At 44.6% G+C, this 26,408-nt stretch carries 28 protein-coding genes and 1 riboswitch; of the genes, 17 read left to right on the forward strand and 11 right to left on the reverse strand.

All coding sequences use genetic code 11. The features are described 5' to 3' along the window. Positions 1-90: 90 nt before the first annotated feature. The 5 genes from xthA to dinG are packed head-to-tail and all read right to left on the reverse strand — an operon-like array spanning position 91 to position 4,532. Positions 91-897, reverse strand: a complete 807-nt coding sequence (gene xthA / locus CDZ87_RS07670; protein WP_100753003.1) for an exodeoxyribonuclease III — start codon at positions 895-897, stop codon at positions 91-93. Between the two features lie 15 nt (positions 898-912). Further along, on the reverse strand, positions 913-1,086 hold the full coding sequence (gene rsmS / locus CDZ87_RS07675; RefSeq protein WP_100753004.1) for a pleiotropic regulatory protein RsmS: 174 nt from the start codon (positions 1,084-1,086) through the stop codon (positions 913-915). Continuing rightward, on the reverse strand, positions 1,083-1,634 hold the full coding sequence (locus tag CDZ87_RS07680) for a primosomal replication protein (RefSeq protein ID WP_100753005.1): 552 nt from the start codon (positions 1,632-1,634) through the stop codon (positions 1,083-1,085). Before CDZ87_RS07680 ends, rsmS begins: the two co-directional genes overlap by 4 nt. 14 nt (positions 1,635-1,648) lie before the next feature. Further along, the gene (locus CDZ87_RS07685) at positions 1,649-2,428 is read right to left on the reverse strand and encodes a sulfite exporter TauE/SafE family protein (protein WP_100753006.1); all 780 of its coding nucleotides are present in this window, start codon (positions 2,426-2,428) and stop codon (positions 1,649-1,651) included. A gap of 31 nt (positions 2,429-2,459) precedes the next feature. After that, a complete protein-coding gene (dinG, locus tag CDZ87_RS07690; RefSeq protein WP_100753007.1) occupies positions 2,460-4,532 on the reverse strand; it encodes an ATP-dependent DNA helicase DinG in 2,073 nt (690 codons plus the stop codon). A gap of 510 nt (positions 4,533-5,042) precedes the next feature. On the opposite strand from dinG, the gene CDZ87_RS07695 reads away from it, so the two are divergent. Continuing rightward, on the forward strand, positions 5,043-6,080 hold the full coding sequence (locus tag CDZ87_RS07695; protein WP_100753008.1) for a porin: 1,038 nt from the start codon (positions 5,043-5,045) through the stop codon (positions 6,078-6,080). Between the two features lie 101 nt (positions 6,081-6,181). Further along, positions 6,182-6,829 carry a YccT family protein gene (locus CDZ87_RS07700; RefSeq protein ID WP_100753009.1) on the forward strand — a complete coding sequence of 216 codons (648 nt, stop codon included), beginning with the start codon at positions 6,182-6,184 and terminating at the stop codon, positions 6,827-6,829. 264 nt (positions 6,830-7,093) lie between these two features. Here the strand turns inward: CDZ87_RS07700 and bioA are convergent, their stop codons facing one another. Continuing rightward, positions 7,094-8,371, reverse strand: a complete 1,278-nt coding sequence (gene bioA / locus CDZ87_RS07705) for an adenosylmethionine--8-amino-7-oxononanoate transaminase (protein WP_100753010.1) — start codon at positions 8,369-8,371, stop codon at positions 7,094-7,096. 131 nt (positions 8,372-8,502) lie between these two features. Here bioA and bioB point away from each other — a divergent pair, with 131 nt between their 5' ends. The 4 genes from bioB to bioD are packed head-to-tail and all read left to right on the forward strand — an operon-like array spanning position 8,503 to position 12,167. Next, positions 8,503-9,555: a biotin synthase BioB gene (bioB, locus tag CDZ87_RS07710; RefSeq protein ID WP_100753011.1), complete on the forward strand. Its 1,053-nt coding sequence runs from the start codon at positions 8,503-8,505 to the stop codon at positions 9,553-9,555. After that, positions 9,542-10,687: an 8-amino-7-oxononanoate synthase gene (gene bioF / locus CDZ87_RS07715; protein ID WP_100753012.1), complete on the forward strand. Its 1,146-nt coding sequence runs from the start codon at positions 9,542-9,544 to the stop codon at positions 10,685-10,687. The genes bioB and bioF overlap by 14 nt, the downstream gene beginning before the upstream one ends. Then, on the forward strand, positions 10,687-11,490 hold the full coding sequence (gene bioC, locus CDZ87_RS07720; RefSeq protein ID WP_100753013.1) for a malonyl-ACP O-methyltransferase BioC: 804 nt from the start codon (positions 10,687-10,689) through the stop codon (positions 11,488-11,490). Before bioF ends, bioC begins: the two co-directional genes overlap by 1 nt. Further along, the gene (gene bioD, locus CDZ87_RS07725; RefSeq protein WP_100753014.1) at positions 11,487-12,167 is read left to right on the forward strand and encodes a dethiobiotin synthase; all 681 of its coding nucleotides are present in this window, start codon (positions 11,487-11,489) and stop codon (positions 12,165-12,167) included. The genes bioC and bioD overlap by 4 nt, the downstream gene beginning before the upstream one ends. A gap of 63 nt (positions 12,168-12,230) precedes the next feature. On the opposite strand, the gene CDZ87_RS07730 is transcribed toward bioD, so the two are convergent. Then, positions 12,231-12,398, reverse strand: a complete 168-nt coding sequence (locus CDZ87_RS07730) for a hypothetical protein (protein ID WP_100753015.1) — start codon at positions 12,396-12,398, stop codon at positions 12,231-12,233. Between the two features lie 298 nt (positions 12,399-12,696). Between CDZ87_RS07730 and htpX the strand changes: the two genes are divergently transcribed. From htpX to CDZ87_RS07775, 9 genes are all read left to right on the forward strand, one after another. Beyond that, positions 12,697-13,560, forward strand: coding sequence for a protease HtpX (htpX, locus tag CDZ87_RS07735; protein ID WP_038174524.1), 864 nt, complete (start codon positions 12,697-12,699; stop codon positions 13,558-13,560). Positions 13,561-13,747: 187 nt separating this feature from the next. Next, entirely contained in the window at positions 13,748-14,167 is a 420-nt protein-coding gene (locus CDZ87_RS07740; RefSeq protein ID WP_100753016.1) for a nuclear transport factor 2 family protein, read from the forward strand. Further along, positions 14,164-14,892 carry an SDR family oxidoreductase gene (locus CDZ87_RS07745; RefSeq protein WP_100753017.1) on the forward strand — a complete coding sequence of 243 codons (729 nt, stop codon included), beginning with the start codon at positions 14,164-14,166 and terminating at the stop codon, positions 14,890-14,892. Before CDZ87_RS07740 ends, CDZ87_RS07745 begins: the two co-directional genes overlap by 4 nt. Positions 14,893-14,902: 10 nt before the next feature. Beyond that, positions 14,903-16,183: an NAD(P)/FAD-dependent oxidoreductase gene (locus CDZ87_RS07750; RefSeq protein ID WP_100753018.1), complete on the forward strand. Its 1,281-nt coding sequence runs from the start codon at positions 14,903-14,905 to the stop codon at positions 16,181-16,183. Between the two features lies 1 nt (position 16,184). Next, positions 16,185-16,961 (forward strand): DUF1365 domain-containing protein, encoded by a 777-nt coding sequence (locus tag CDZ87_RS07755; RefSeq protein WP_100753019.1) that lies wholly within the window; start codon positions 16,185-16,187, stop codon positions 16,959-16,961. 15 nt (positions 16,962-16,976) lie between these two features. After that, entirely contained in the window at positions 16,977-18,224 is a 1,248-nt protein-coding gene (locus CDZ87_RS07760; protein WP_100753020.1) for an SAM-dependent methyltransferase, read from the forward strand. 19 nt (positions 18,225-18,243) lie between these two features. Beyond that, positions 18,244-18,765 carry a DUF2878 domain-containing protein gene (locus tag CDZ87_RS07765; protein ID WP_100753021.1) on the forward strand — a complete coding sequence of 174 codons (522 nt, stop codon included), beginning with the start codon at positions 18,244-18,246 and terminating at the stop codon, positions 18,763-18,765. Continuing rightward, the gene (locus CDZ87_RS07770) at positions 18,719-19,264 is read left to right on the forward strand and encodes a chalcone isomerase family protein (protein ID WP_100753022.1); all 546 of its coding nucleotides are present in this window, start codon (positions 18,719-18,721) and stop codon (positions 19,262-19,264) included. The genes CDZ87_RS07765 and CDZ87_RS07770 overlap by 47 nt, the downstream gene beginning before the upstream one ends. Further along, positions 19,261-19,794, forward strand: coding sequence for a DUF3833 domain-containing protein (locus tag CDZ87_RS07775; protein ID WP_100753023.1), 534 nt, complete (start codon positions 19,261-19,263; stop codon positions 19,792-19,794). The genes CDZ87_RS07770 and CDZ87_RS07775 overlap by 4 nt, the downstream gene beginning before the upstream one ends. Positions 19,795-19,880: 86 nt before the next feature. Here the strand turns inward: CDZ87_RS07775 and purB are convergent, their stop codons facing one another. The 3 genes from purB to mnmA all read right to left on the reverse strand — a co-directional run bounded on the left by purB (position 19,881) and on the right by mnmA (position 23,164). Further along, positions 19,881-21,251 carry an adenylosuccinate lyase gene (gene purB / locus CDZ87_RS07780; RefSeq protein WP_100753024.1) on the reverse strand — a complete coding sequence of 457 codons (1,371 nt, stop codon included), beginning with the start codon at positions 21,249-21,251 and terminating at the stop codon, positions 19,881-19,883. 150 nt (positions 21,252-21,401) lie between these two features. Then, positions 21,402-22,019, reverse strand: coding sequence for a high frequency lysogenization protein HflD (hflD, locus tag CDZ87_RS07785; RefSeq protein ID WP_100753025.1), 618 nt, complete (start codon positions 22,017-22,019; stop codon positions 21,402-21,404). Between the two features lie 23 nt (positions 22,020-22,042). After that, complete coding sequence (gene mnmA / locus CDZ87_RS07790; protein ID WP_100753026.1) at positions 22,043-23,164, reverse strand: tRNA 2-thiouridine(34) synthase MnmA; 1,122 nt, start codon at positions 23,162-23,164, stop codon at positions 22,043-22,045. A gap of 195 nt (positions 23,165-23,359) precedes the next feature. Between mnmA and CDZ87_RS07795 the strand changes: the two genes are divergently transcribed. Both CDZ87_RS07795 and CDZ87_RS07800 read left to right on the forward strand, forming a co-directional pair. After that, a complete protein-coding gene (locus tag CDZ87_RS07795) occupies positions 23,360-23,629 on the forward strand; it encodes a hypothetical protein (protein ID WP_100753027.1) in 270 nt (89 codons plus the stop codon). A gap of 195 nt (positions 23,630-23,824) precedes the next feature. Next, positions 23,825-25,129, forward strand: a complete 1,305-nt coding sequence (locus CDZ87_RS07800) for an inosine/guanosine kinase (protein WP_100753028.1) — start codon at positions 23,825-23,827, stop codon at positions 25,127-25,129. A gap of 145 nt (positions 25,130-25,274) precedes the next feature. On the opposite strand, the gene CDZ87_RS07805 is transcribed toward CDZ87_RS07800, so the two are convergent. Then, positions 25,275-25,688, reverse strand: coding sequence for an H-NS family histone-like protein (locus CDZ87_RS07805; protein ID WP_100753029.1), 414 nt, complete (start codon positions 25,686-25,688; stop codon positions 25,275-25,277). A 525-nt stretch (positions 25,689-26,213) separates the two neighbouring features. Then, a riboswitch (Lysine riboswitch) is annotated at positions 26,214-26,395 on the forward strand. Positions 26,396-26,408: the final 13 nt, after the last annotated feature.

Below are 26,408 nucleotides of genomic sequence, written 5' to 3' on the forward strand. Positions count from 1 at the left end.
GAAGTCTAAAAATCCGGTGCACTGACACCGGATTTTTTATGTATAACAATGACAATCGATCGTTGTCGTTTAGTTAAACGTTGACCATGTTTAGTTAAACGTTGACCATATAGGGGCGTGATCTGACGGTTTTTCAATCCCGCGTAACTCATAGTCAATATCCGATTCAATGCATTTTTCTGCCAGTGATGGTGTTGCCAGCACGACATCGATACGCAGGCCGCGATTGTCATCAAAGCCACGTGAACGATAATCAAACCACGAATAGCGCTCACTTGCTTCGGGGTGAATGTGGCGGAAGGTATCGACCAACCCCCAATCTAGTAGCGTTTTTAGCCATTGACGTTCTTCTGGTTGGAATGAACATTTGCCTGTTTTGAGCCAACGCTTGCGGTTTGGTTCGCCAATACCAATATCGCGGTCGAGTGGGCTAATGTTGATGTCTCCCATCACGATCAGTTGCTCGTCGTTGCTGTGGTACTCGTTCAGGTAAGCCATCAAATCTTTATAGAATTGGCGCTTATAAGGATATTTTGTCTCGTGATTGATGTTATCACCTTGTGGAAAATACCCGTTTAAAACCGTGACTTTTTCACCCTTCTCATTTTGCAACGTCACCATAATCATACGCTTCTGATGCTCATCGTTATCGCTCGGGAAGCCTTTTTGAACAGAGATAGGCTCTTGTTTACACAGCATAGCAACGCCGTAATGCGCTTTTTGACCATGAAAGTAAACCTTGTAACCCATCGCTTCGACAGCGTCGAGAGGAAAGGCTTCATCATGAACTTTGATTTCTTGTAAACCAATCACATCAGGCTGGTGCTTATCGATAATAGCTTGAAGTTGGTGAAGGCGAGCACGTAGGCCATTAATATTGAAAGAGATGACTTTCATATAGATTCCTTTTTATTAAGATTTATTTGTTTGCTGTATCAGTTTCTCTTCCAGATCCGCGCTGACAATTTTTATTGCGGCCAACGCGACCTGCGGGTCAACGTCATTACTTTCTAGTAAGTAGATAAGATCAACCGCGAGCTTTATTTCCGTCGGGGCATTTTCTAAGCCAGTATTATTTGTCGTCATGGCTGATTCCTTTCTCGATAAGTGATCTGCTTTTCAATCTTTAATTTGGATTCTTGGCAACGTTTGAGTCTTTGCTCGGTGGCAAGTAACGATTGCTGCGCTTCTTGTTGCTGGAAGGGAGGCGCGTACTGCATCGCCAGTTCTTTATCCCTGACCATTTCTAATAGTCGACGTTCCCATTCTTGATGCTGGGACAGTTGTTGATACAGTTCATTGATCGGCTTTAGAAAATAGCTTTTGTGTTTGGGCTCGTGCTTACGAATGTTTGTTGTCGCAAGCTCGCGCTGGATGGCAGACACTTGAGCAAGTAACCGTTCCGTCAAATATTCAGCGCGCATAGGTGTCAGTTTTTTTGCGTCTTCTTCACGCACAATACTGCTTAAGGTGGCTTGTGTTTCTTTAACACAGGGAACCAATAGTTTGGCTTTCGAATGAAACAATCGTTCATCAAACAGCGGAAGATGGTGTTCACCGCGCTGACGATCAAGGGCAGCAGCGTCAATAGCGAGTCGTTCTAATGTCGTTTGTAGTTGACGAATATTACTCATTGCAGAGACTCTCTTTACAGTGAAACAAACCAAGCTTCATAGGCAAGCTTGACGGCAAGAATACTCACAACAGTAACAAAAACCGGTCGAATAAATGTCGCGCCGAATCGTATTGCTGAATGAGCACCGACAAAGGCGCCGGCCATTAAACACACACCCATGGTTAAACCAAGTACCCAGTCGATATGGCCGAGTAGCGCAAAGGTCACTAGCGATGTGAAATTGCTGGTAAAATTCATTGCTTTTGCTAAGCCTGATGCGAGCAAAATATTGAGCCGATAAAGCGCCATAGAACTGACCGTCCAGAATGCACCAGTGCCAGGCCCAGCCACGCCATCATAAAATCCCAGCGACAAACCTTGGATATATTGCTTCTTATTGAGGGTCGGACACGGTTGAGGGGTGGCGTTATCGGTCGTATTTGGCGTTTTGTGCCAAATAGTATAAATAGCGGCCGCCAAGATAACCAATGGCAATATTTTTTCAAGCCATTCCGTTGCCATTAAATCGACCGCTAGGGTACCTAAAATCGCGCCAGTCAAGGTGGAAGCAAAGGCGCGCTTCCAGCATCGTGGTTTAAACAGTCGTTTTCGGTAATAAGTGAGAGCGGCCGTTGATGAGGCAAAAGTAGCCGCAAGTTTATTGGTGCCAAGGGCAATGTGCGGTGGCAAACCTAACGATAGCAGTGCTGGGACAGTGAGCATGCCTCCTCCGCCAGCAACCGCATCGATAAAGCCTGCAGCAAACGCCACCAGTGCCAATACCGCCAGTACGCTTGGCTCAAATAATTCCATATTTCATTCTTCTACTTATGTCTTCGGAGTGTTATTCAATCACGCGTTTAAAAGGTGGCAGAGAGTCAAGTAAAGCGCTGCCATAACGTTTGGTCACTAAGCGACGGTCGAGAATAATGACTTTACCAGAATCCCGTTCCTTACGCAGCAAGCGACCTACCGACTGGATTAACTTTTTGCTCGCTTCCGGTACGCTGATTTGCATAAACGGGTTACCACCGCGACTTTCGATATACTCTGCATGAGCTTGTTCTACAGGGGAGGTCGGAACCGCGAAAGGGATCTTAGTAATGATTAAGTTTTCGAGCAGCTCTCCCGGCAGATCTAACCCCTCTGAAAAACTCCCAGTACCGAAAAGTACGCTAGTCTTTTGACATTGAACCAAGGTTTTATGTTTTTTTAGTATTTCTGAGCGAGATTGTTGTCCCTGTACTTGAAGTGTCCAACCTTTTGTTTGCATAAGATTCGACAAGGCTTGCGCGACTTGATTCATCTGCCAATAGGAAGCGAATAAGACTAAGTTGGCTTTCTTATCTTCGATTAGATCAGGCAACGCCTCAATAAGATAATCAGTGAACTGGGGCATTTGGGGTTCACACTTAGTTTTGGGCAGGTGTAACTCTGCTTGAGCGGCATAATCGAACGGTGAGGCAAGGGCTAAGAAGCGCACACCGTCATCCGCTTTTTCACTGATACCAGCTTGGCGACAGAAAAAGCGAAATGAGTTTAAGGCGCGTAAAGTTGCAGAGGTAAGGACAGCGCCAACACAGCGGCTCCACAGTTGTTGATCGAGTTGCCAACCGACTTCTAATGGCGAAACGTTGACGGTGCAATCCCCCTCTCGTTCAGAGCTAACTTCCAACCAACGTGCCAGTGGGGCACCTTTTTCGCGCATGGGCTCTGCCATTAATCGCCAAACCTGCGCAAGGTTATCCATACGCTGAATATAAAATCCCAACTCGGCGAGCGCCGGTTCTGCAAGTCGGTTCGATAATTCGCCATCTTTTACTCGCTCGGCAATAAGATCAGCCACTTTCGCCACCGCTTGAGCGCCTTTACTGGTTAACTTTTTGAGATCTTTTGCCTCTTCGTCAAGCCAACTCGGCAGTTCGCCATTTTCAAATCGATAGATATTGTCGTTGAAATGAGTGGGATCAAAGCGTGTGGCGAGTTGAGATAACGAAGGAATCAGTTGCTGCACCGAATCTTGTAATTCATTGCGAAATCTCGCGACGCGTTTTTCCTCGGCCATATTGGCAAATTTACTCACCGACTGGTTGAGTCGTTCAAGCCAACTGGCCGCACCTTTGAGGCTAGCAGAGGCTGACGAGTGGTCGCGCGCAACATGTGGAAGATGATGTGCTTCGTCAAATATATAGAAGGTGTTTTCTGGTTCAGGCAAAATCACGCCCCCACCTAAATCGGCATCGGCCATCACCAAACTGTGATTCGCAATAATCACGTCAGCTTTATCGATTTCGCTGCGCGCTTTTTGGAACGGACAATCACGGTGCGCAGGTAGGCTGTTATTGCAGCTATGTTTGTCGCTCACAATCATCTGCCAAATTTCATCTTTTATCGGTTTTGGCCAAGCGTCGCGGTCACCATCCCACTTGCCCTGTGCAAGCGATTTGTACAGGGTTTCGAGCTGTTCGATATCCTTCTTTTTCGGTTTGCTTTCAAACATAGCGAGCTGACCACCGTCAACGCCACTGGCTGACGCCAGCTTCTCAGCGCAGCAATAACGCTGGCGACCTTTGGCAAGCAAAAAAGAGAACTCAAAGTCAGTCAACCGTCTATATAGAGGTAAATCTTTATTGATCAACTGCTCTTGCAAAGCGACCGTCGCGGTTGAAATGACGACTTTACGTTTGCTGAGCACGGCAACAGGAATCGTTGCCATTAAGTAAGAGATAGACTTACCAATTCCGGTGCCGGCTTCGGCAACGATCATACGGGTTGATTTGTGATACTCCCCGCATAATGTTTTGGCTATCTCTGCAACAAGGTAATTCTGAGCTCGACGAGGTACAAAGTTATCGAGCTGAAATTGAAGGTTTTGATAACTAGCACGAATGGCTTGCTGGGCTTTACTGGTAATCATACGGTGACCTAAATAACGAGTGCGGCATCATAGCACAGTTTGCTAAACACTACTTAGTTCACGAAATAGAATCCTTTATTGCCAAAGGTAGATCTTGTTCACAAAAAAACTGAACCTTCAGACACTTACAATTAATTCTAAATCTAAAAAATATATCACGCCACTGACGCCGCTTTACCGTTCAAATATATTGAATTTATAGGTTTAAACATCATTTTTTGGTGGTTTGTTCTATTTTTGAGTTGCACCGCATTTGGTTGAATAAGGTGTAGACTGGTATGAAGTTGGTCGTATTTTGTACATGTAATGATGTAAGTGTCTGTTTTTAATTGTTTTTACTTTTTTTTATGTTGTGATTTTAGAATATTTGACACGCAGGATAATCTTTTGCAATCTAGACACCGAATTTAGTGGCGATGACATCTTACTCACAAGAAGTAAGAGTTATCATCAAAAACAAAGGGAACCGGATAAGGATTTCCCAATCTATAGAAAAGGCAGTGGATTATTATGAAAAAGACTCTATTAGCAATCGCAGTTCCAGCTATCATGGCTGCTGGTTCAGCATCTGCAAGCATCAACCTATATGATGCAAACGGTGTAAAAGTAGATGCATCAGGTGCGATGGAAATTCAATACATCAGCAAACTAGCAGATAATTCTGAAGCTGCATTTCGTCATGATGACGGCGACCTGGCCTTCAACACAACCGTCGCGATTACTGATTCAGTAAATGCTGTCGGTGGTATCGCATTCAAATTTGAAGATGGCAACACTAAAAACGACGAGCTTTATGTCGGTTTTGCTAGCGAGAAGTACGGTACTGTTACTTTCGGCCGTCAGCTACTTGTTGCTGATAACGCTGGTAACACCAAAGATCTCGAATTTGGCGGTGAAGGCCTAGACTTCGTTGTTTACGAAGGCGAGCAAGTTGCTAAATACGAATTCGACAACGGTTCTTTGTACGCGGGTGTTTCTGCGTTACTAGAGTCGAACGGTGAAAACAACGATTATGATGTTACAACAGGTCAAGGCGACGCCGATACAATTTTCGATGGCCGTATTGGTTACCGAGTAAACGATGATCTAGATGTTCGTTTGTACGCTTACGAAGGCAAAGACGTTGATGCAGAAGACATTAACGATGCATTTGATAAGTCTACTCTTCAGCTTGATATCAATGGCTTTAACCTAGAAGCTGATTACAAATGGGATGCGTTTAGCTTTGCTGCATCTTACGGTCAAGTCGAGTACAAAGAATCTAACATTGCTAACGCTGATGAGTTGACTGTTGACATCATCGCTCTTTCTACAGATTACACTATGGGTAAAAACGTGTTTGCATTAGGTTACACTCGCTACGAAGGCGATCTAACTGGTACAGCAGCTAAATATAATCAAGACACTGTATATGCTAATCTTACTCATAAATTCCATAGCAATGTAAAAGGTTACCTAGAAGTAGCAGTAGCTAACGGTGAAGACTTCGAAGGCAAAGAAATTGATTTTGATACTGCTTACCTAGCTGGTATGGAAGTTAAGTTCTAATCGAGAATATCGATTGCATTATTGCTTTTAGTATTAACTAAAAAGCCGCCTTAGGGCGGCTTTTTCTATTTTATTTAGTCATTTAAGGATAAGAAAGAAAAATGAATCAGTTTAAATTGACAACTCTTATACTAGGTTTTATCGTCAGCTTTGGTGTCGCACAGGCGGCCACTATCACCTCTGAAAGAGGGGTTGAGTTTATGGTCGTTGATGGTCATGCTGTTAATTTTGATCGTTGGTCACCTCAGCAAAGTATTGAACTTGCAGATGGTACACATCAATTAGTTATGCGTTTTGAAGATGAAGTGAAACGTGGAAGTAAAGAGGTTATTTACACCTCTCGTCCTTATGTGTTTGAATTAACTGTAAACGGGCGGGATATGACGATTGGCTTAGATACACGCTTATCTGCGCAAAGCCAAGCATCGAGCTATTTTGCGTCTGGAGCACAGTGGCAAGCCGTTTACAGTAACGATGAAGTAAAGCCTTTGGTGGCCACAGTGCTGGAAGGTGATGGTTTTGCAGCGTACTCAAATATGGAAGAGTTAGTGGCAAAATATAATCAAGCCAACGGTATTATTTTTGACGAAGGTGAGAGTAAGAATCTTAACGAGCTATTGGTCGAAGTGGATCATCAAGGGAAAGTCTCCATTAAGGGAGATTCAGTAACTCAGTTGAAGCTTTGGTACGCTAAGGCCAGTGATGAAGAGCGCAAAGCGTTTCGTCGTTGGATGATTGATCAAGAGTAAATATTCATCTAAGTAGACATCATGTGACAGCCTCGTTGGGATAACTAACGAGGCTGTTTTTGCTTTGGAGTAAACCTAGATTCTGAATCACGCTCGTGCCTCGCTGTTCACAATGACGGAACGGTGCATGGCTAAGATTGAGCCGTCATTCCGTAAGTGAGGAACGAGCTATACGGAATCTGGTTTTATGAGTATTGTAATTAGACTCCCGCCTCACCGTGTAGAATGACGAGGCAGTACCTGTTTCGGATGCGCTTGCGTCGATTACTGAAAGAGGTGTGGATTTTTCAAAGCCAGCTCTACAGCATCGACTAACTTCTCAATATGCTCCGGCTCACTGATATACGGCGGCATCATATAGATCAACTTGGCAAAAGGTCGAATCCAAACACCTTGGTCAACAAAGTGCGCTTGGATGGCTTCCATGTTAACAGGTCGCTTGGTCTCGATGACTCCAATAGCTCCAAGCCAGCGTACATCTGCAACTAAATCGTGTTGTTTTAACTTAGGCAGTAAATCAGAAAAGAGTCGCTCAATTTGCTTTGTCTGCTGCTGCCATTCATTTCGCTCTAGTAGTTCCATGCTGGCTGTCGCTACAGCGCAGGCCAGTGGATTTCCCATAAATGTTGGGCCGTGCATAAAACAGCCTGCTTCGCCTCCGCAGACGGTATTGGCAACATTTGATGAGGTGAGCGTAGCAGAGAGAGTCATGTAACCACCGGTCAATGCTTTGCCCACACACAGGATGTCGGGCTCAATAGCCGCATGCTCACAGGCAAACATCTTACCTGTGCGGCCAAATCCTGTAGCGATTTCGTCAAGGATCAACAATACGTTAAATTCATCACAAAGCTGACGCACACGTTGTAGAAATTGAGGGTGATAGATCCTCATTCCTCCGGCTCCTTGAACAATCGGTTCTAGAATGACAGCCGCAATATCGCGATGATGCTCTGTTATCTTATGCTTGAAGTCCTCAATATCCCTCTCGTTCCACTCTTGCCAAAAACCCGTTTGGGGAGAGCGAGCAAAAATGTGTTCCGGTAAGAAACCTTTGTACAGTGAATGCATTGAGTTGTCGGGATCGGTGACCGACATTGCAGCAAAGGTGTCACCGTGATAGCCATCTCGCAGGGTCAGAAACTTAGACCGAGACTCACCTTTTGCATGCCAATATTGCAAAGCCATTTTCAAGCTTACTTCGACGGCGACAGAGCCAGAGTCTGCCAAAAAGACGTGTTGCAAATTGTCAGGCGCTAATGCGAGGAGTTTTTTGCATAGATCAATCGCAGGTTGGTGAGTCATACCGCCGAACATCACATGAGACATAGCGTCTATTTGTTGATGCGCGGCTTGGTTTAAGTGTGGGTGATTGTAGCCATGAATTGCTGACCACCATGACGACATGCCGTCTATCAGTTCTCTGCCATCCTCTAACTTAAGAAAAACACCTTGGGCTGAAGTGACTGGGTAGCAGGTCAGAGGTGTTAAGGTCGAAGTATAAGGATGCCAGATATGACGGCGATCGAAGTCGAGATCCATAATAAATCCTAAATTACTTACGGTTAATTAATAACCATTTGTCAATATTGGTGTTTTTGATTTGTTGACAGTTTACATCTCGGCGGTAGACTAGCCAAGCAGTCAAACTAACAATAATCAAAGGAAGACAAGTGGAAGTTCGTCACAACTGGACCGTTGAGCAAGTTCGAGCGCTTATGGACAAGCCTTTTATGGATCTGCTTTTTGAAGCGCAGCAAGTTCATCGTCATTATCAGCAGCATAATCACGTACAAGTCAGTACCTTATTGTCGATAAAAACCGGCGCGTGTCCGGAAGATTGCAAGTATTGTCCTCAAAGCGCACGATATACCACAGATATTGAGAAAGAGCGTCTGATGGAGGTTGAGCGGGTTCTGGATGCCGCACAAAAAGCGAAGCAAGCAGGATCAACGCGTTTTTGTATGGGCGCCGCGTGGAAAAATCCTAAACAGCGAGACATGCCACATCTGACCGAAATGATCAAAGGGGTCAAACAGATGGGCCTCGAAACCTGTATGACGCTCGGTATGCTAACGCCGCAGCAAGCGCAAGATCTCTCACAAGCTGGGTTAGACTACTACAACCATAACCTGGATACCTCACCTGAATTTTACGGCAATATTATTACCACTCGAACCTACCAAGATAGGCTTGATACCTTATCTCACGTACGTGATGCTGGTATGAAAGTGTGCTCTGGTGGAATAATTGGTATGGGTGAAAGCAGCAGCGATCGCGCTGGGCTATTGGTAGAGCTGGCGAACTTGCCCACTCACCCTGAAAGTGTGCCGATCAACATGTTAGTGAAAGTGAAAGGCACACCATTAGAAAAGGTCGAGGATGTTGAGCCGTTCGATTTTATACGTTTGATTGCGATTGCCCGCATTATGATGCCTAAGTCAGCAGTGCGCCTTTCTGCTGGCCGTGAACAGATGAATGAGCAAATGCAAACACTGTGTTTTATGGCGGGGGCCAATTCGGTGTTTTATGGTTGCAAGCTCTTAACCACGCCTAATCCTTCTGAGGACAAAGATTTGCAGCTATTTAACAAACTCGGTATTAATCGTCAGTCGGTATCGCAAAAACCCGATGAGATAGAAGAAAACGAGTTGCTTGAACGTGTTGTTGAGCGCGTAGCGTCAAGGCCAACTAAGGATGATTTGTTCTACGATGTCGGCGCTTAATCAACGAATAGATCGCGCATTATCTCAAAGGCAACATCAAGGGCTAGAGCGCAAGATCGGCTGTGTAGAGGGCGGTAACTCACGCCAATTGTCACAAGCTAATCGAGAATACATCAATTTTTCCAATAACGATTACCTCGGTTTGGCAAGCGATAAGCAGTTAACTCAAGCTTGGCAGCAAGGGCTAGAAAGATTTGGTAATGGCAGCGGAGCTTCTCCATTGGTGACGGGGTTTTGCACCGCTCATCAAGCACTAGAAGAAACACTGTGTCAGTGGTTGGGTTTTGAGCGCGCGGTTTTATTTTGCTCAGGGTTTTCGGCCAATCAAGCACTACTATTCACACTGTTAGAAAAACACGACTTGTTACTGCAAGATAAGCTCAATCATGCCTCTTTGCTTGAAGCTGGGGTGCTGTCGCCTGCGACAATGCGGCGCTTTGGTCATAATGATGTTGAGCACCTTAAACAGTTACTGAAACCTAACGCCTTGGTGGTGACTGAGGGGGTGTTTAGCATGGATGGTGACCTTGCTCCCTTAGCTGACATTTCTCTTGCCACTCAACCACACTCTTGGCTTGCAGTTGATGATGCACACGGCATTGGTGTGTTGGGAAAAGAAGGTGCTGGTAGCTGTGCTCAAGCTGGAATAAAGCCCGATATCTTAATCGTTACTTTTGGTAAAGCTTTTGGGCTGTCTGGAGCTGCGATAATGTGTAGCAAGCCTGTGGGAGACTTTTTAACTCAGTTTGCACGGCATCATGTCTATTCAACGGCAATGCCACCGGCTCAAGCTTATGCCCTACACACCGCGGCTCTCATGATACAACAGCAAGATTGGCGGCGAGAAAAGTTACTAGAGCTGTCGCATTATTACGATCAGCAACTCGCCAATGTTGCCGGATATCGTTATACGCCAACCGCGATCAAACCTTTTATTATTGGTGATGCCGATAGCGCGGTTCAATGTGCAGCGAAACTCAAGCAAAAGGGGCTTTGGGTAAGTGCGATTCGCCCCCCCACGGTCGCTAAGGGTGGTGCGCGCTTAAGGGTGACGATAACCGCCGCGCATAACCAACAAGATATCTTGCTGTTAACTGAGCAGCTAAAGCGCATTGGTAAGGAGAGTGACTAATGGAAACGGCGCTATCAATTGAGTTGTCACCGCACAGCGATAAAACCCCAATTGCAGAAGCCTTTAGTCGTGCTGCAAAAACGTATGACCAACATGCTGCTTTTCAACGCGATGTTGGCGAGCGTCTACTTGAGCATTTACCCGTCGACTTGAGTAATAAGACGGTCATCGATTTGGGTTGTGGAACGGGATATTTTTCGCAAGAGCTGCTTAAACGCGGCGCTAATGTTATCTGTTGTGATTTGTCTGGGCAAATGTTGGTGAGCGCACAGCAGCGTTGTGGTGATGATGGCGTGAGCTATCTACAAGCAGATGCGGAATCTTTACCATTGATTGATAATAGTGTTGACTTGGTCTTTTCCAGTCTTGCCCTGCAATGGTGTGAGGATCTGTCGCTGCCATTGCGGGAAGTTTTCAGGGTAACAAAACCTGGGGGACAAGCGTACATTTCTACTTTGCTTGAGGGCTCACTATGTGAACTCAAACAGGCCTGGGGAAAAATTGATTCACATCAACACGTCAACAACTTTGCCTCTATCAATCAGATAAAAGTTGCGTTAGCGCAATCTGGGTGTACTTCCCATCAACTAGACTTGCCCACTATTACCGTTTGGTACAACTCAGCGTTTGCATTGATGCGCGATCTAAAAGGCATAGGTGCAACCTATGTTCATGGTCGCACACAAGGGTTAACCCGTCGACATTCATTGTTGGGTGTTGAACGTGAGTACCAAGTTTTTCGCAACCGTCAAGGTCTTCTACCTGCAACATATCAGGTTTGTTTAGGGGTTATACATCTATGATAGATGCATTTTTTATTGCGGGTACGGATACCGATGTTGGAAAAACAGTCGCTTCAAAGGCGATTCTTCATGCTTTAGCTCAGCAAGGATTGCGCACAATTGGTTATAAACCTGTTGCGGCAGGAAGTGATAAAACAGAGCTGGGATTTCGCAACTCTGATGCGCTTTACTTGCAAAATGTGGCGACCATTGACGTCGACTACGATGATATCAATCCATACGCACTAGAGCTGCCAGCTTCACCTCATATTGCTGCTAAGCGTGAAGGTATCAGCATTGACTACACGCGACTGAGTGACAAATTGGCTCAGCATAAACGTAATTCAGACATTGTGTTGGTCGAGGGAGCAGGGGGATGGCGTGTACCTGTCTCTGACACCGATTGTTTATCAAGCTGGGTGCAACAAGAACAACTGCCAGTGGTGTTAGTGGTGGGAATAAAGCTCGGTTGTTTAAGTCACGCGCTATTAACGTTAGATGCCATCAAAGCCGATGGGTTGTCTGTGGTTGGGTGGGTGGCAAACCGAATCAATCCAGGCACAGAGCACTACGCGGAAATCATCGCTATGTTAGCGCATAAGATTGATGCGCCAAAAATTGGCGAGATTCCTTATGTACCAAGTGTTAAGCGCAAGGATTTGGCAAAATACATTGATGTAACACCACTGATCAGATAATCCTGTTTATTAGATATGCAAAGGGCTGCCAATCTGGCAGCCCTTTTTTTGTGTTGAGGTGGCCTATCGCTCGTGACTTAATCCCATTAACGCTTGTTGAGTTTCTGCTATACGCTGTTGAGTTGTATTGTCGGCAGAAATACCAAGTTGTTGCTTCGCTTCCTCTTCAGAAATGCCGAGATGACAACGCAACAGATCAATTGCCATTTGATAGTCGTTAGTTTCAACCATGATTTTGTTCCTTATCCCTTGGAATTTCTCAACTAGACCAAATCTAACAGCTTTGGTGTGACTGGCAATACGACCAAAGTCTAACGAAAATTGGTTTAAGTTTAACCAATGCGGATGAAGATTAATGGGTACTTATAGGTAAAAGAAACACATCTTATCTAACTAACTAGAAAACAAATGTTTCAATTTACTACTTAACCTTGTAAATAAAGGGAATAAACTATATCTATAAAGCAACATCAAACCTAAGCGATCCTGCTTGGGCAGTTAAATACTTGCGTATTTGGAGAAAAAGTAAATGAAGCGAGTTATGTTATTTTTGGCAACAAACCTAGCGGTTGTGCTGGTACTGAGTGTTGTCCTAAATATTGTATACGCAATGACAGGTATGCAGCCGGGCAGTTTGTCTGGGTTACTTGTGATGGCAGCGGTGTTTGGTTTTGGTGGCTCGTTCATCTCGTTAATGATGTCTAAGGGCATGGCGTTGCGCTCTGTGGGTGCAAGAGTGATTGAGAGCCCACGCAATGAAACCGAACATTGGCTATTGCATACGGTTCGTCGTCAGTCAGAGCAAGTCGGGATTGGCATGCCAACGGTCGCGATTTATGACTCGGCGGATATCAACGCTTTCGCCACTGGTGCCAAGCGTGATGACTCGTTGGTAGCTGTCTCGACGGGATTACTGCACAACATGACCCGAGACGAGGCAGAAGCGGTATTGGCCCATGAAGTGAGCCATATTGCTAATGGTGATATGGTCACCATGACGCTCATGCAAGGGGTCGTAAATACCTTTGTCATCTTCTTATCTCGTTTTATCGCCAATATTGTGGCCTCTAACGATAACGAAGAAGAAGGCGGTAGCAACATGATGGTCTATTTTGGCGTCAGTATGGTGCTCGAGCTCGTTTTTGGTTTCTTAGCAAGTTTCATCACGATGTGGTATAGCCGTCATCGTGAGTTTCATGCCGATGCAGGCGCGGCACAATTGGTTGGTAAGCATAAGATGATTGCGGCACTTGAGCGTTTGAAAATGAGTCATGAATCTCAACTTGAGGGATCGATGATGGCATTTGGTATCAATGGTAAGCGCTCAATGACTGAACTACTGATGAGCCATCCACCATTAGACAAACGTATTAACGCACTACGCAATTCGTAATCTTATCGTCTAATATATTGAAAAGGCTTGGTTTATAACCAAGCCTTTTTTGATCTGTTTTAAAGTTCTCAACGTACATAAGTCACAAAAGTTATACAAAAAAAGATTTGTACAACTTTAAAAAGTCATCTATGGTTTATTCGTTGTACAAAAAAAATGCCTGTACAACTTTGTGAGGAGGGCGTGAATGGATGTTCAAACAGTGAGTCAAGTTTATCAGCAGCTTAACAAATCGAACCTGCATTTATTATCAGATGTTTATCACCAAGAGGTGGTGTTTGAAGATGCAGCACATCGTTTAGAAGGTTGGCATGCATTAGAGCGTTACTTCGACGCTTTATACACCAACGTCAAGCGCTGTGACTTTGATGTGATTGAGCATCAGCAAAGTGGCGACAACGGTTTTATTACTTGGCAGATGGCGTTGGAGCATCCCAAGCTGTCGAAAGGGGCGGTGATCAAAGTTAATGGCGTCAGTCATTTAAAGTTTTATCAAGGCCGAGTCATTTACCACCGTGACTACTTCGACCTTGGCGAAATGTTATATGAACATTTACCGGTTCTTGGTTCGGTGATCAAGACAATCAAACAAAGGCTAGGGCAATGAATAGCGTACTCATCACTGGGGCAACCTCTGGGATCGGTCGGCAGTTAGCCGAAGATTACGCCAAACAGGGCACACACGTTATTGCCTGCGGCCGCAACACCGATGCGCTCAATGAACTCACTCAAAAGTACGCCTGTGTAAGCGCGTTAGCGTTTGATTTGACGGATGTAGAGCAGTCAAAGCAGGCGCTGAGCGCACTGGAAAACGTACCAGATTTATGGATATTCAATGCAGGCGATTGCGAGTATATCGATGATGGGCAAATTGACGCGGCGCTGTTCAAACGTGTCATGGACATCAATGTGCTCGGCTTAACCAATGCCATTTCAGCGTGCCAAGATCAGTTTAAGAAAGGACATCGCTTAGCCATTGTGGGGTCGATAGCCAGTGAAGTGGCCTTGCCTCGAGCGGAAGCTTACGGTGCATCAAAAGCCGCGGTTAGCTATTTAGCGCGTGCGTTGCAAGTTGATTTGAAACCGCGTGGTATTAATGTGTCGATTATCTTTCCCGGTTTTGTGCAAACACCGCTTACGGAAAAAAACACCTTCGAGATGCCGATGCTCATCACAACCGAACAGGCCTCACAAGCCATTCGCACAGGGTTAGCTAAAGGGAAATCGCATATCTACTTTCCCAAACGATTTACACTTATTCTGCGTTTGATTGGTGCTTTACCTTACCGCTGGCAAAATGCACTAACGACAAAATTACTCGCTCAAGGTTAGGATTTATTCGATGAAAATAGCAATTATAGGAACAGGAATTTCTGGCTTGACGTGTGGCTATTATTTGCATAAGCAGCACGACGTTACTCTGTTTGAAGCCAATAACTACATCGGTGGACATACTGCCACTGTTGATATTGACCTTGATGGCACCCAATACGCCGTTGATACGGGCTTCATTGTCTACAATGACAGAACCTATCCTAATTTTATTGCCTTGATGAACGAAATTGGGGTAGAAGGCATTCCGAGTCAAATGAGTTTTAGCGTTCGTAATGATGCTAACGGCCTTGAGTACAATGGACATACCATCAGTACATTGTTTGCACAGAAACGCAACTGGATAAACCCCAAGTTTTACGCATTTATTTTCGAGATATTACGCTTTAACCGCATGGTTAAAGAGATCGCCAATCACAAACAGCAAGGCGAGAAAACACTCGGCGACTTCTTGCAAGAACACGGTTTTAGTGCCTTTTTCTGCGATAACTACATTTTGCCAATGGGCGCGGCGATCTGGTCTTCAACGTTGGCAGACATGCGCGCTTTTCCGCTGCCATTCTTTGCTCGCTTCTTTCTCAATCATGGGCTGCTTGACGTCACCAATCGTCCACAGTGGTATGTGATTAAAGGAGGCTCAAGAGAGTACATTAAACCGTTAACTCAAGGTTTCTCTGAGCGTATCCGCCTCAACAGTGCCGTGGAAGCCGTGGTTCGTGATGCTGCGGGGGTAACACTGCATGTTAATGGTCAGTCTGAACGCTTTGATCAAGTGATCTTTGCCTGTCACAGCGACCAAGCTAAACAATTGTTAACCGATGCAGGGGTAATAGAGCAGCAAATCCTCGGCAATTTGGCTTACCAAGCGAACGAGGTAATCCTCCACACCGACGACAGCTTGCTACCTAAACGTAAAGCGGCGTGGGCGGCATGGAACTATTGGCTTGAAGGAAGCGATGACGAGCAATCGCGCGCGCCAACCTTGACCTATAATATGAATATATTGCAACACATCGACGCACCACAAACCTTCTGCGTGTCCTTGAACAGTCGCGAACAGGTTAATGCCGATAAAGTGCTGCGTAGTTTTGTCTACCACCATCCTGTGTTTAATCGCGAATCCATCGAAGCACAAGCAAGACGCGATGAAATTAATGGTATGTCACGAACTTGGTTCTGCGGCGCTTACTGGTATAACGGTTTTCATGAAGACGGTGTACGCAGTGCGTTAGATGTCGTGCGCGGTATTGAACTGGTGCAAAGTGAGCTTAATACGCAGGGAGCGGCTTAACATGTCACAGCAAACCCATAGCCGATTATTGATCGGTAACGTGCGACACAGACGCTTTACGCCTGTTGAGCACGCATTAGAGTATGGGTTATTTATGCCATGTTTGGATCTCGATGAAATTGACTTACTCGAACAGCAAGTGTGGGGGTTTGGCCGTCGCTGGTGGCATTGGGCTCGATTTAAGCGTAGCGACTACCTCGGTGACGGCAGCTTAAAAAGCGCGGTGTTTGAAAAAGTCTTTGATTTGTCAGGAGAGCGATTAACCGGTCGGGTTGAAGCGGTTATTCACCTGCGTTATTTCGGTATCTATTTCAGTCCCGTTAATTTCTATTATGTGTACGACGACAACAATCAGTGGCGCTATTTACTGGCTGAAGTCAGTAATACGCCTTGGAACCAACGACATTACTATTTACTCAATGCCAATGATGAGTCGACATGGCGCCATCAAAAGGCCTTTCATGTTTCGCCGTTCAATCCAATTGACCAACAATATCAGTGGAAATTAAAGCCGCTTAAGCAGCGATTATCGATACATTTAGAATGCCACCGAAGCATTAAAGAGTTCGATGCTACGCTTAAAATGAGTAAACACCCCTTTAACTCGAAAGTATTACTAACGCAGTTGATCGCAACACCCATTATGGCAGTAAAAGTAACCATCGGTATCTACTGGCATGCACTAAAACTTTGGATTAAGAAAGCCCCATTTTACTCGCACCCTAAATACCAACCAGGTACGAGTAAAGGCTCAGAAAAGCACGAATCAGAACAATAACAAGGAGCTTTGGAGATGATAAACTCGCAAACTTTACCGTTTCCCCGTCAACTGACATCAGTACAAAAGACCGCTAGGAATATTGCATTCTCATGCCTTTGCAAATTGCAGGTGGGCTCTCTAACGGTTATCGAGAATTTCGTCGATGATGCCAGTCAGGGAGTAAGTGAAAACTTCGGTAAGCCTCAAGATGGTCAGCCAAGCGCGATCATTGAAGTCAAGAATCCCGCTTTTTACGCTCGTTTACTCAAAGGCGGTAGTATCGCTGCCGGTGAAGCGTACATGGATGGTTGGTGGGAAAGCCCAGATTTAACCAAGCTTATGGAGCTAATGGCGCTTAACCTCTCAGCTTTAGATTCGATTGAGAGCCGTTCAAGCTTGCTGTCGAAGCTGATGCATCAAGTTACCCATTGGCTTAACCGTAATACACTGGTTAACTCGGCAAAAAATATCGAAGCGCATTATGATCTAAGCAATGAACTCTACCAAACGTTCCTCGATGAAAAAATGTTGTATTCATCGGCAGTGTTTACCAATCCAAATGATTCGTTAGAGCAAGCCCAAGTCAACAAAATGGAGCGACTTTGCCAACAGTTAAAGCTGACAAAAGATGATCACGTTATCGAAATAGGCACTGGCTGGGGAGCCATGGCGATTTATATGGCCGAGAACTATGGCTGTCAGGTCACGACAACCACAATATCAGAGCAGCAATATCAATATGCCAAAGCGCAAATTGAGCGCAAAGGTTTAAGCGAGCAAATTACCTTACTCAAGCAAGACTATCGCCTGCTAGAGGGACGTTTTGATAAGTTGGTTTCAATAGAAATGATAGAAGCCGTGGGTAAGCAGTACTTAACTTCTTATATTCAGAAGTGCCAGTCATTGCTTAAAAGTGGTGGCTTGATGGCGATTCAGGCCATTACCATCGCTGATCAGCGTTACGATTACTACAGTAACAATGTCGATTTTATTCAAAAGTACATTTTTCCTGGCGGTTTTTTACCCTCAATTACGGCGGTGGCCCAAGCTACGACTAAGCACAGTGACCTGGTGATGCGTGATCTATTCGATATAGGCCAAGATTATGCTCAAACGTTAAAACAGTGGTATATCCGGTTCAATCAACAGCACGAGAGGGTGGCGCAATTAGGTTTTGATCAGCGTTTTGTCAGAATGTGGAACTATTACTTTTGTTACTGTGAGGGCGGCTTTAAAGCGCGTTCAATCAGTACCGTTCACATGACTTTTGAGCGACCATAAGGAAAAGACTCCAGTGTCGATGAAGCGACTGTTATTGGTATCAACTTGGTTTCAAATCATTTGGTTATTGGCCGTCATTGGTAATGACAATTTGCAGTGGCTAACCTTGAGTCTAGTAATTATCACTATCGTTATCAGCTACCTGTACGCCGGTTTTTCCCTGCTCAAACCGGCCTTTGTGGTGTTACTGGGTATCATCCTCGACTACCTTAATTTGTCAGTAGGGCTATTTGAGTTTGGTGCAACAAGTTTTCCTCTCTGGTTAGTTGGATTATGGGGAATCTTTGTTTGGTATGCGTTTTATTTACAGCCTATTTTGACCCGCTATCCACTTTATCTCGTATCACTAGTGGGAGGTGTTGGCGGAGCATTGAGCTATATTGCAGGGGCGAACCTTGGCGCTGTGACTTTTGGTCTGCCTTTACCTTACATGATTGCGATACTGTTTATGCAATGGTTCGCAGTGGTCTATGTGATAATGAAGGTGTTAGGTCATGAGAATCGTGATACTCATAGCAACGTGTTTGGTGTGGATGAATAGTGCACTCGCTTCTGGCGTTTTATCGACTAAAACTGACTGGCGCTCATGGCCTGAAGTTGGTCAGGCACAATTATCAATGCTGTTCTTTGATATTTATCAGTCACAGCTTTTAACCCCTGACGGTCAATATCAACTCAGCTCAGATATAACACCACATCCTCTTGCTCTATCGATTACTTATCAACGAGACATTAGTCAAAAGCAGCTATTGGAAGCAACCCGAGAGCAGTGGCAAAAGTTGGGCTTTGATCCGCTGCAAACTAAGCAGTGGATCGAGGAGTTGACGGCAATTTTCCCCAACATAACTCAAGGCACTAATCTGACTTATGTGACGGATGGTCAGCAGGGGCAGTTCTATTATGCTGGGCCACAATCAAGTTCGCAGCTTATTGGCCAGATCGCTGATGAATCTCTTAACGATGCGTTCGTGGCTATTTGGCTTTCCCCACAAACGCAGTACCCGAGTTTACGAGCAAGCTTAATAGGAAACAATCAATGAAAAAGTGGATGTCATACTTACTCGTTTCAGTCGCTATGATGACTGGCTTACTAGGTTGTTCGGCAGATATTGATGATTATCATCAAACCCAGCCTCGTTTTGATTTATTTGAGTATTTTCAAGGAACATCGACTGCTTGGGGGATGGTGCAAGACTATACCCATCAGCAAACCCGTCGTTTTGAAGTAGACATTGTTGGTACAATTGAAGGCAATACCCTTACGCTTGTCGAGGATTTTATTTTTGATGATGGAGAAAAAAGCCAACGTATATGGACCATAAAGCGATTGGGTGATGGTCAATATGAAGGCCAGGCTGACGACATCATTGGTGTCGCGAAGGGACGAGAAGTCGGTAACGCGTTGCAATGGCAGTATGATTTTGAGCTAAAGATGGAAGACTCATCGGTGGTGGTCACCTTTGATGACTGGCTCTATCGTCAAGACGAACAGCATATTTTTAATTTAACCAAAATTAAGAAGTTTGGCTTAGAAGTTGGACGTATTACGCTGTTTTTTCAAAAGCAATGAGGTGATTGAGTTTTGTCGTGATGATGGCAAGGCACAAAAAAAGGTTGACGATTTCACGTCAACCTCATTCTAGGTTTTAAGCTTTTTTACAGCTTATCGGTTAGCTCGATGGCTTGGCCAATGTAGTTTGCTGGCGTCATTTCTTTTAGACGAGCTTTCTCATGCTCAGGCAGCTCAAGGCCGTCAATGAAGACACGCATAGCTTCCCCATCAACACGCTTACCACGAGTTAGCTCTTTGAGTTTCTCGTATGGCTTTTCAATACCATAGCGACGCATGACCGTTTGCACTGGTTCAGCAAGTACTTCCCAGTTTTTGTCTAGCTCGGCAAGAAGCGCTTCACGGTTCACTTCAAGCTTGCTGATCCCTTTTAAGGTTGAAGTATAAGCAATTACCGCGTAGCCAACACCCACACCTAGGTTACGAAGAACCGTTGAGTCCGTTAGGTCACGTTGCCAGCGAGAAATGGGTAGCTTTTGCGCAAGGTGGCCAAAGACAGCGTTGGCAAGACCTAAGTTACCTTCAGAGTTTTCAAAGTCGATAGGGTTGACCTTGTGTGGCATGGTTGACGAGCCAATTTCACCAGCAATGGTCTTTTGTTTGAAGTGACCTAAAGCAATGTAACCCCAAACGTCACGGTCAAAGTCAATCAAGATGGTGTTGAAACGTGCAACCGCATCGAACAGCTCTGCGATGTAATCGTGAGGTTCGATTTGAGTGGTGTAAGGGTTCCAATTAACGCCAAGAGATTGAGTAATAAACTCTTCACTGAACTGGTGCCAGTCTAGCTCAGGGTAGGCAGAAAGGTGAGCATTGTAGTTACCCACAGCACCATTGATCTTAGCTAGAATCTCAACATTTTCGATCTGCTTGTATTGACGCTCCATACGGTACGCCACGTTAGCCATCTCTTTACCCATCGTTGATGGAGATGCTGGCTGACCATGAGTGCGCGAGAGCAGTGGGATGTCACGGTACTCAACAGCAAGAGCTTTAATCGCGTCAATTAGAGTACGAATTTCTGGAAGAATTACTGTCTCACGCGCTTCTTTTAACATCAGAGCGTGCGAGGTATTGTTAATATCTTCAGAAGTACATGCAAAGTGGAAGAACTCATTGACGGCATGCAGCTCAGGAACGTCAGCTACTTTTTCTTTTAAGAAATACTCAACCGCTTTCACATCGTGGTTGGTGGTGCGCTCGATCTCTTTGATACGACGCGCGTCTTCCTCAGAAAAGTTGGCAGCCAGGTCGTCTAGGAATTGGCTTGCTTGTGCGCTGAATGCGGGTACTTCAGCGATTTCAGCAGTAGCAGCAAGCTTTTGTAACCAACGAACTTCAACGATAGTACGGTACTTTAATAGACCGTACTCACTGAAAATCTCGCGTAACGCCATTGTCTTGCTTCCGTAACGGCCGTCTACTGGTGAAACAGCAGTCAATGCTGACAGTTCCATGATGTTCTCCTGAATTGGGTTTCTAAATTTCGTGAGCTTTATACCAATAACTACGGCAATTGTCACGAATATCGCGCAAACGTTTGCGCGAATTTGATGTTGTGCAAAAAAATCAGCTCGAGAGTTATCACGAGCTGATTTTTATAAAGTTTACATGCGAGCTAACAGGATCTGTGCCTGTTCTACCATTTTCTTACGACCAAAAATGAGATGACGACGTTTCCCACCGACCTGTCGCCATAGCACAGCACTGCGAATGCCTGATAGCAGTAAAGCACGAACCTTGTGTTGGCTTGAGGTTTGCTGCAACACTGAAGGGGTGCCAGTGACTTGAATTCTTGGGCCTACTGGGCTTATCACATCAAGATAAACGCTGGCTAAGTTGCTGATCATTTGCTCATCAAGCAACTCAAAGTGTTCCAGTTGGCGTTCAAGCATTTGCAGGCGATCACCAAGCTGCGACATTGCGTCATTGCGGCTTTGCAGTTTACGCTCCAATGCCAGTAAGCTAATGATATAGCGAGTAATCTCACTGCCACTTGGGGTGCTGTCGATCCCTTTCACTAAGCATTCTAGGCCGAGTTTTAAATCTGATTCTCGGCCATAAACACCAACGGTATTAGGAGGGTTGGTGTTCAAGATCGCTTTTAATGAAGTTTTAAACGCGTCAGAGTCACAGTGACCGTTTTTGGCGACTTGTTGCACTAAGGCAACCGCTTGGCAGATTCCAGCAAAGGCGATAGTACGGTCATAAAGTGTGTTAGCCACGTAGTTCTACTCCTGATGGTTACTTAAATGCGCGCTTCAATGATACCGCCACCTAGACACACTTCGCCTTGATAGAAGACAGCGGATTGTCCGGGTGTTACGGCAACTTGCGGCTGGTCAAAGATAACTTTAATGTTTTCATCGTCAATTGGGATGATAGTACATGGGATATCTGTCTGACGGTAGCGCGTTTTTACACTGCATTGTAACGGTTGTTTAATTACTTCGCGATCTACCCAATGCAACTGAGATGCAAGCAGCCCCTGTGACTTCAGTAGCGGGTGGTCAGCGCCTTGTACAGCAATTAACACGTTGCGTGTTAAGTCTTTCTCTGCAACGTACCAAGGGTCTTCGTGACCGCCACCGCCTTTTTGTCCGCCAATGTGTAGGCCTTTACGCTGGCCTAAAGTGTGGTACATCAAGCCTTGGTGTTCACCGATAACTTTGCCTTCAGGGGTTTCGATCTTACCTGGTTGAGCGGGTAGGTAGCGCGAAAGAAAGTCGGTAAACTTACGTTCACCAATAAAGCAGATACCAGTCGAGTCTTTCTTCTTGGCCGTGACCAAATCTTGTTCTTCAGCAATGCGGCGCACTTCAGGCTTCTCAAGCTCTCCGACTGGGAACAAGCTACGGCCAATTTGTTCGCTGCTAAGCGTGTATAAGAAATAGCTTTGGTCTTTGTTGCCATCAACGCCGCGTAGCATTTGCGGTTTTTCGCCATTTTGTGGAAATGAACGGCGTACATAGTGACCCATCGCAATGTAATCTGCATCGAGAACTTCGTCTGCGAACTCCAAGAAAGCTTTAAATTTGATCTCCTTATTGCACAAAATATCAGGGTTCGGTGTACGACCTGCTTTATATTCTGCAAGGAAGTACTCAAATACGTTGTCCCAGTATTCTGCGGCAAAGTTAATGGTATGAAGGTGAATGCCTAGCTTGTCACAAACCGCTTGAGCATCGGCAAGATCTTCTGCTGCTGTACAGTATTCTTCGTTGTCATCTTCTTCCCAGTTCTTCATAAACAACCCTTCGACTTGATAGCCTTGTTGTTTAAGAAGGTAAGCCGAAACGGATGAATCAACACCACCGGACATACCCACGATGACTTTCTTTTGACTGTTATCAGTACAGTTGTCAGACATTACTAAACACCACTTAAATTAACCGGACGCAAATTCTATCAGAAAGCATAACGAGGGGACAGATCCGAGATCATCCTCACATTTCGCTAACGGCTATTGTTTGACCAAGTAACACGACAAAATCACGCTTTATTGTCTATAGAGTTTGTATATATGGCATAGTAAGCAAAATTCAAGATAGGCAAGGTAAATACAATGAGTGATGAGAACTCGATAATCGAAGAAGCTCAATTGATCGAAGTGATTGAGAATCAACTTGAAGATGGCAATCCGGTTAAGGTTAAAGAGACCTTGATGCGCCTAATGATGACGGGGAATTCAAAACAAGATGCAGTGGCTATGATGGCTTGTGCTGTGGCGATTGAAATATTTGATGTGTCAAAAAATGACGGTAAGTTCAACTTAAAACGCTACAGTGACAACTTAGACCGTTTGCCGGACTTAAGCTTTATGGAAGGTGAGTAAGGGCCTTATTTGCCGATTATTATGAGTTTACTCTCGGTAGACTCATTTTTGCATATTGGATCAACCACGGTGAAGCCTTGAACCGAGGATAATAAATTAACGCAGCAAACGTTTGCTATAATTCCTTATATTGCCGCACCGAAAACGGCGATGTAGAATCCGGCATCCTTTCATCCCTTATTCAGAATCAGCAATATGAAATTTCCTGGTCAACGCAAATCCAAACACTACTTTCCGGTTCATGCTCGTGATCCACTGGTTACTCAAGCGCAAGATAGCAAGAAGATGTCACGAACACATATTATTGGTATTGACCAAACCTTGGTTGATATTGAAGCTAAGGTGAGTAGTAAGTTAATCGAGAAATACAATCTGAGTAAGGGACACTCATTAGTTATCGATGATGAAACAGCAGAAGCGCTTTATACCGAGTTAAAAGAGTACGCTCTAATTACTAATGAATATGCGGGTGGCACTATAGGCAATACACTTCATAATTATTCGGTTCTTGCTGATGACCGTTCGACCCTACTGGGAGTAATGAGCCAAGACATCAAGATTGGCAGTTATGGTTACCGTTATTTATGTAACACATCTAGCCGTATGGATCTGAACTATTTACAAGGTGTTAATGGTGCGATTGGACGCTGCTTTGCTCTGATTACTGAAGATGGTGAACGTACTTTTGCGATTAGCGAAGGTCAAATGAACCAACTCCACCCAGACAGTATTCCAGAGAAAATTTTCAAAAATGCTTCAGCGCTTGTCTTGACCGCTTACTTGGTACGTTGCAAAGCAGGCGATCCAATGCCCGAGGCGACAATGAAAGCAATTGAGTACGCCAAGCAGTATCATGTCCCAGTGGTGCTAACCCTAGGCACAAAATTTGTTATTCAAGATGACCCTGAGTTTTGGCAGGCATTTTTACGCGATCACGTCAGTGTCGTTGCCATGAATGAGGATGAAGCGGAGGCGTTAACTGGAGAATCTGATCCATTAGTTGCCTCTGACAAAGCACTAGATTGGGTAGATTTAGTATTATGTACTGCCGGGCCACTGGGGTTATTTATGGCGGGCTATACGGAAGAGGCGGCAAAACGTGAAACCTCATTACCACTTTTGCCAGGTAGTATCGCAGAATTTAACCGTTACGAATTTAGTCGCCCTGCATCGAAAGCATTATGTGATAATGCCATTAAAGTTTACTCACATATTTCACCTTATATGGGGGGGCCTGAGAAAATTAAAAACACGAATGGTGCTGGCGATGCGGCACTCTCTGCCTTATTGCATGACATGGCCGCTAATAAATACCATAAAGAAAATGTACCCAATTCGAGTAAACATACCCATTCATACCTGACTTATTCATCTTTTTCTCAAGTATGTAAGTATTCAAATCGCGCAAGCTATGAGGTTTTGGTACAGCATTCCCCACGTCTTTCAAAAGGGCTGCCAGAGCGTGAAGATAGCCTGGAAGAGGCATACTGGGAGCGTTAAATGGGGGACCTCTGAACGGGAGTTAATATTATTGTTTAGAGGCTCATGATGATTGGAAATTTATTTAGACCTCGTACTTATGAGGTCTTTTTATTCTAGTCACAAAAAAAGCGCCATTTAGGCGCTTTTTAAACAATAAAAACAGTTAGATTAGGAAATCGTCGAGTGACTTACCTGCGTCTAATTGCTCTTGGATTGATGATGGCGTACGGCCTTGACCTGTCCATGTTTTTTCTGCACCTGAAGCATCCACATATTTATATTTAGCTGGGCGAGGAGCGCGTTTTGTTTTTGCCTTGCTTTTGGTTTTTGACTCTCCAGCCAGAGCAGAAATTAGCGCTTCTACATCAATTCCATCTTTAGAAATTTGCTCTGCGATGGCAGCCAGTTTCGCTTCTTGCTCAGCGGCAGCGGCGCGCTCAGCTTCTTCAGCTTCTTTACGCTCAGCAACCACAGTCGTTAATTTATCAAGTGCTTCTTCAAGCTGCTCTAGAGTCAGGTCACGAGCAAATGCACGTAGGCTACGAATATTTAATAGTGTTTTTGTTAGTTCCGACATTTATTCATCTCTTCATATATAAGTTGTCGATGGAGGAATCATAAACCTCTATTTTTAATAATACAATCCAATAGAGATAAATTTACACAAAATAATCATGTTTGTTGAAGAAAGATAAACACACAACGACTATATTCCATGCAAAGTTCGTCGTTAAGCTAGAAAATAGGTAATTGCATTCCATCCGCTTCATAGAAATGTGTAACCTATATTATAAATAGCATTATATGAGTAGCCTAGCATATATTGTAAGATTTAACTTATACCTCTGTTATTGCGATGGAGATCATAGCATTAAAAATAGTGAATTTAGTCACTCATTTGAAGGTAGGAGCTGTTATTGAACTGGATGAGTATTCAAAAGATATTCAGTCACGGATTAAACGATTGAATCATAAAATTAACAATAAAACTTGGAATAATCTGTTGAATCGAGTGCTGAGTTAAGTACAATGAACGCAACCTAATGCGATATGATGGTTAAATTATTGTTAAGTTGCTTTTACAGTAGTTTAAAACTTCATCACTCGCGGTAGAGGCGCGGAATAAATAAGTAATGTTTGTTGGGGTGATGCCAATGAACAAGCAGGAAAGGTTATTTCGCCGAAGTGAGTATCCCTATCAAAGGTGCTTGCTGGGGTTACACTCGAAAGGGGTAACACTGCCATAGTCTATAATTTGTTAAACTATGGAGCGCTACTGTAGGGCTGGGTAAAGCAT

This window comes from Vibrio salilacus, from assembly GCF_002811245.1.
GTDB classification, from domain to species: domain Bacteria; phylum Pseudomonadota; class Gammaproteobacteria; order Enterobacterales; family Vibrionaceae; genus Vibrio; species Vibrio salilacus.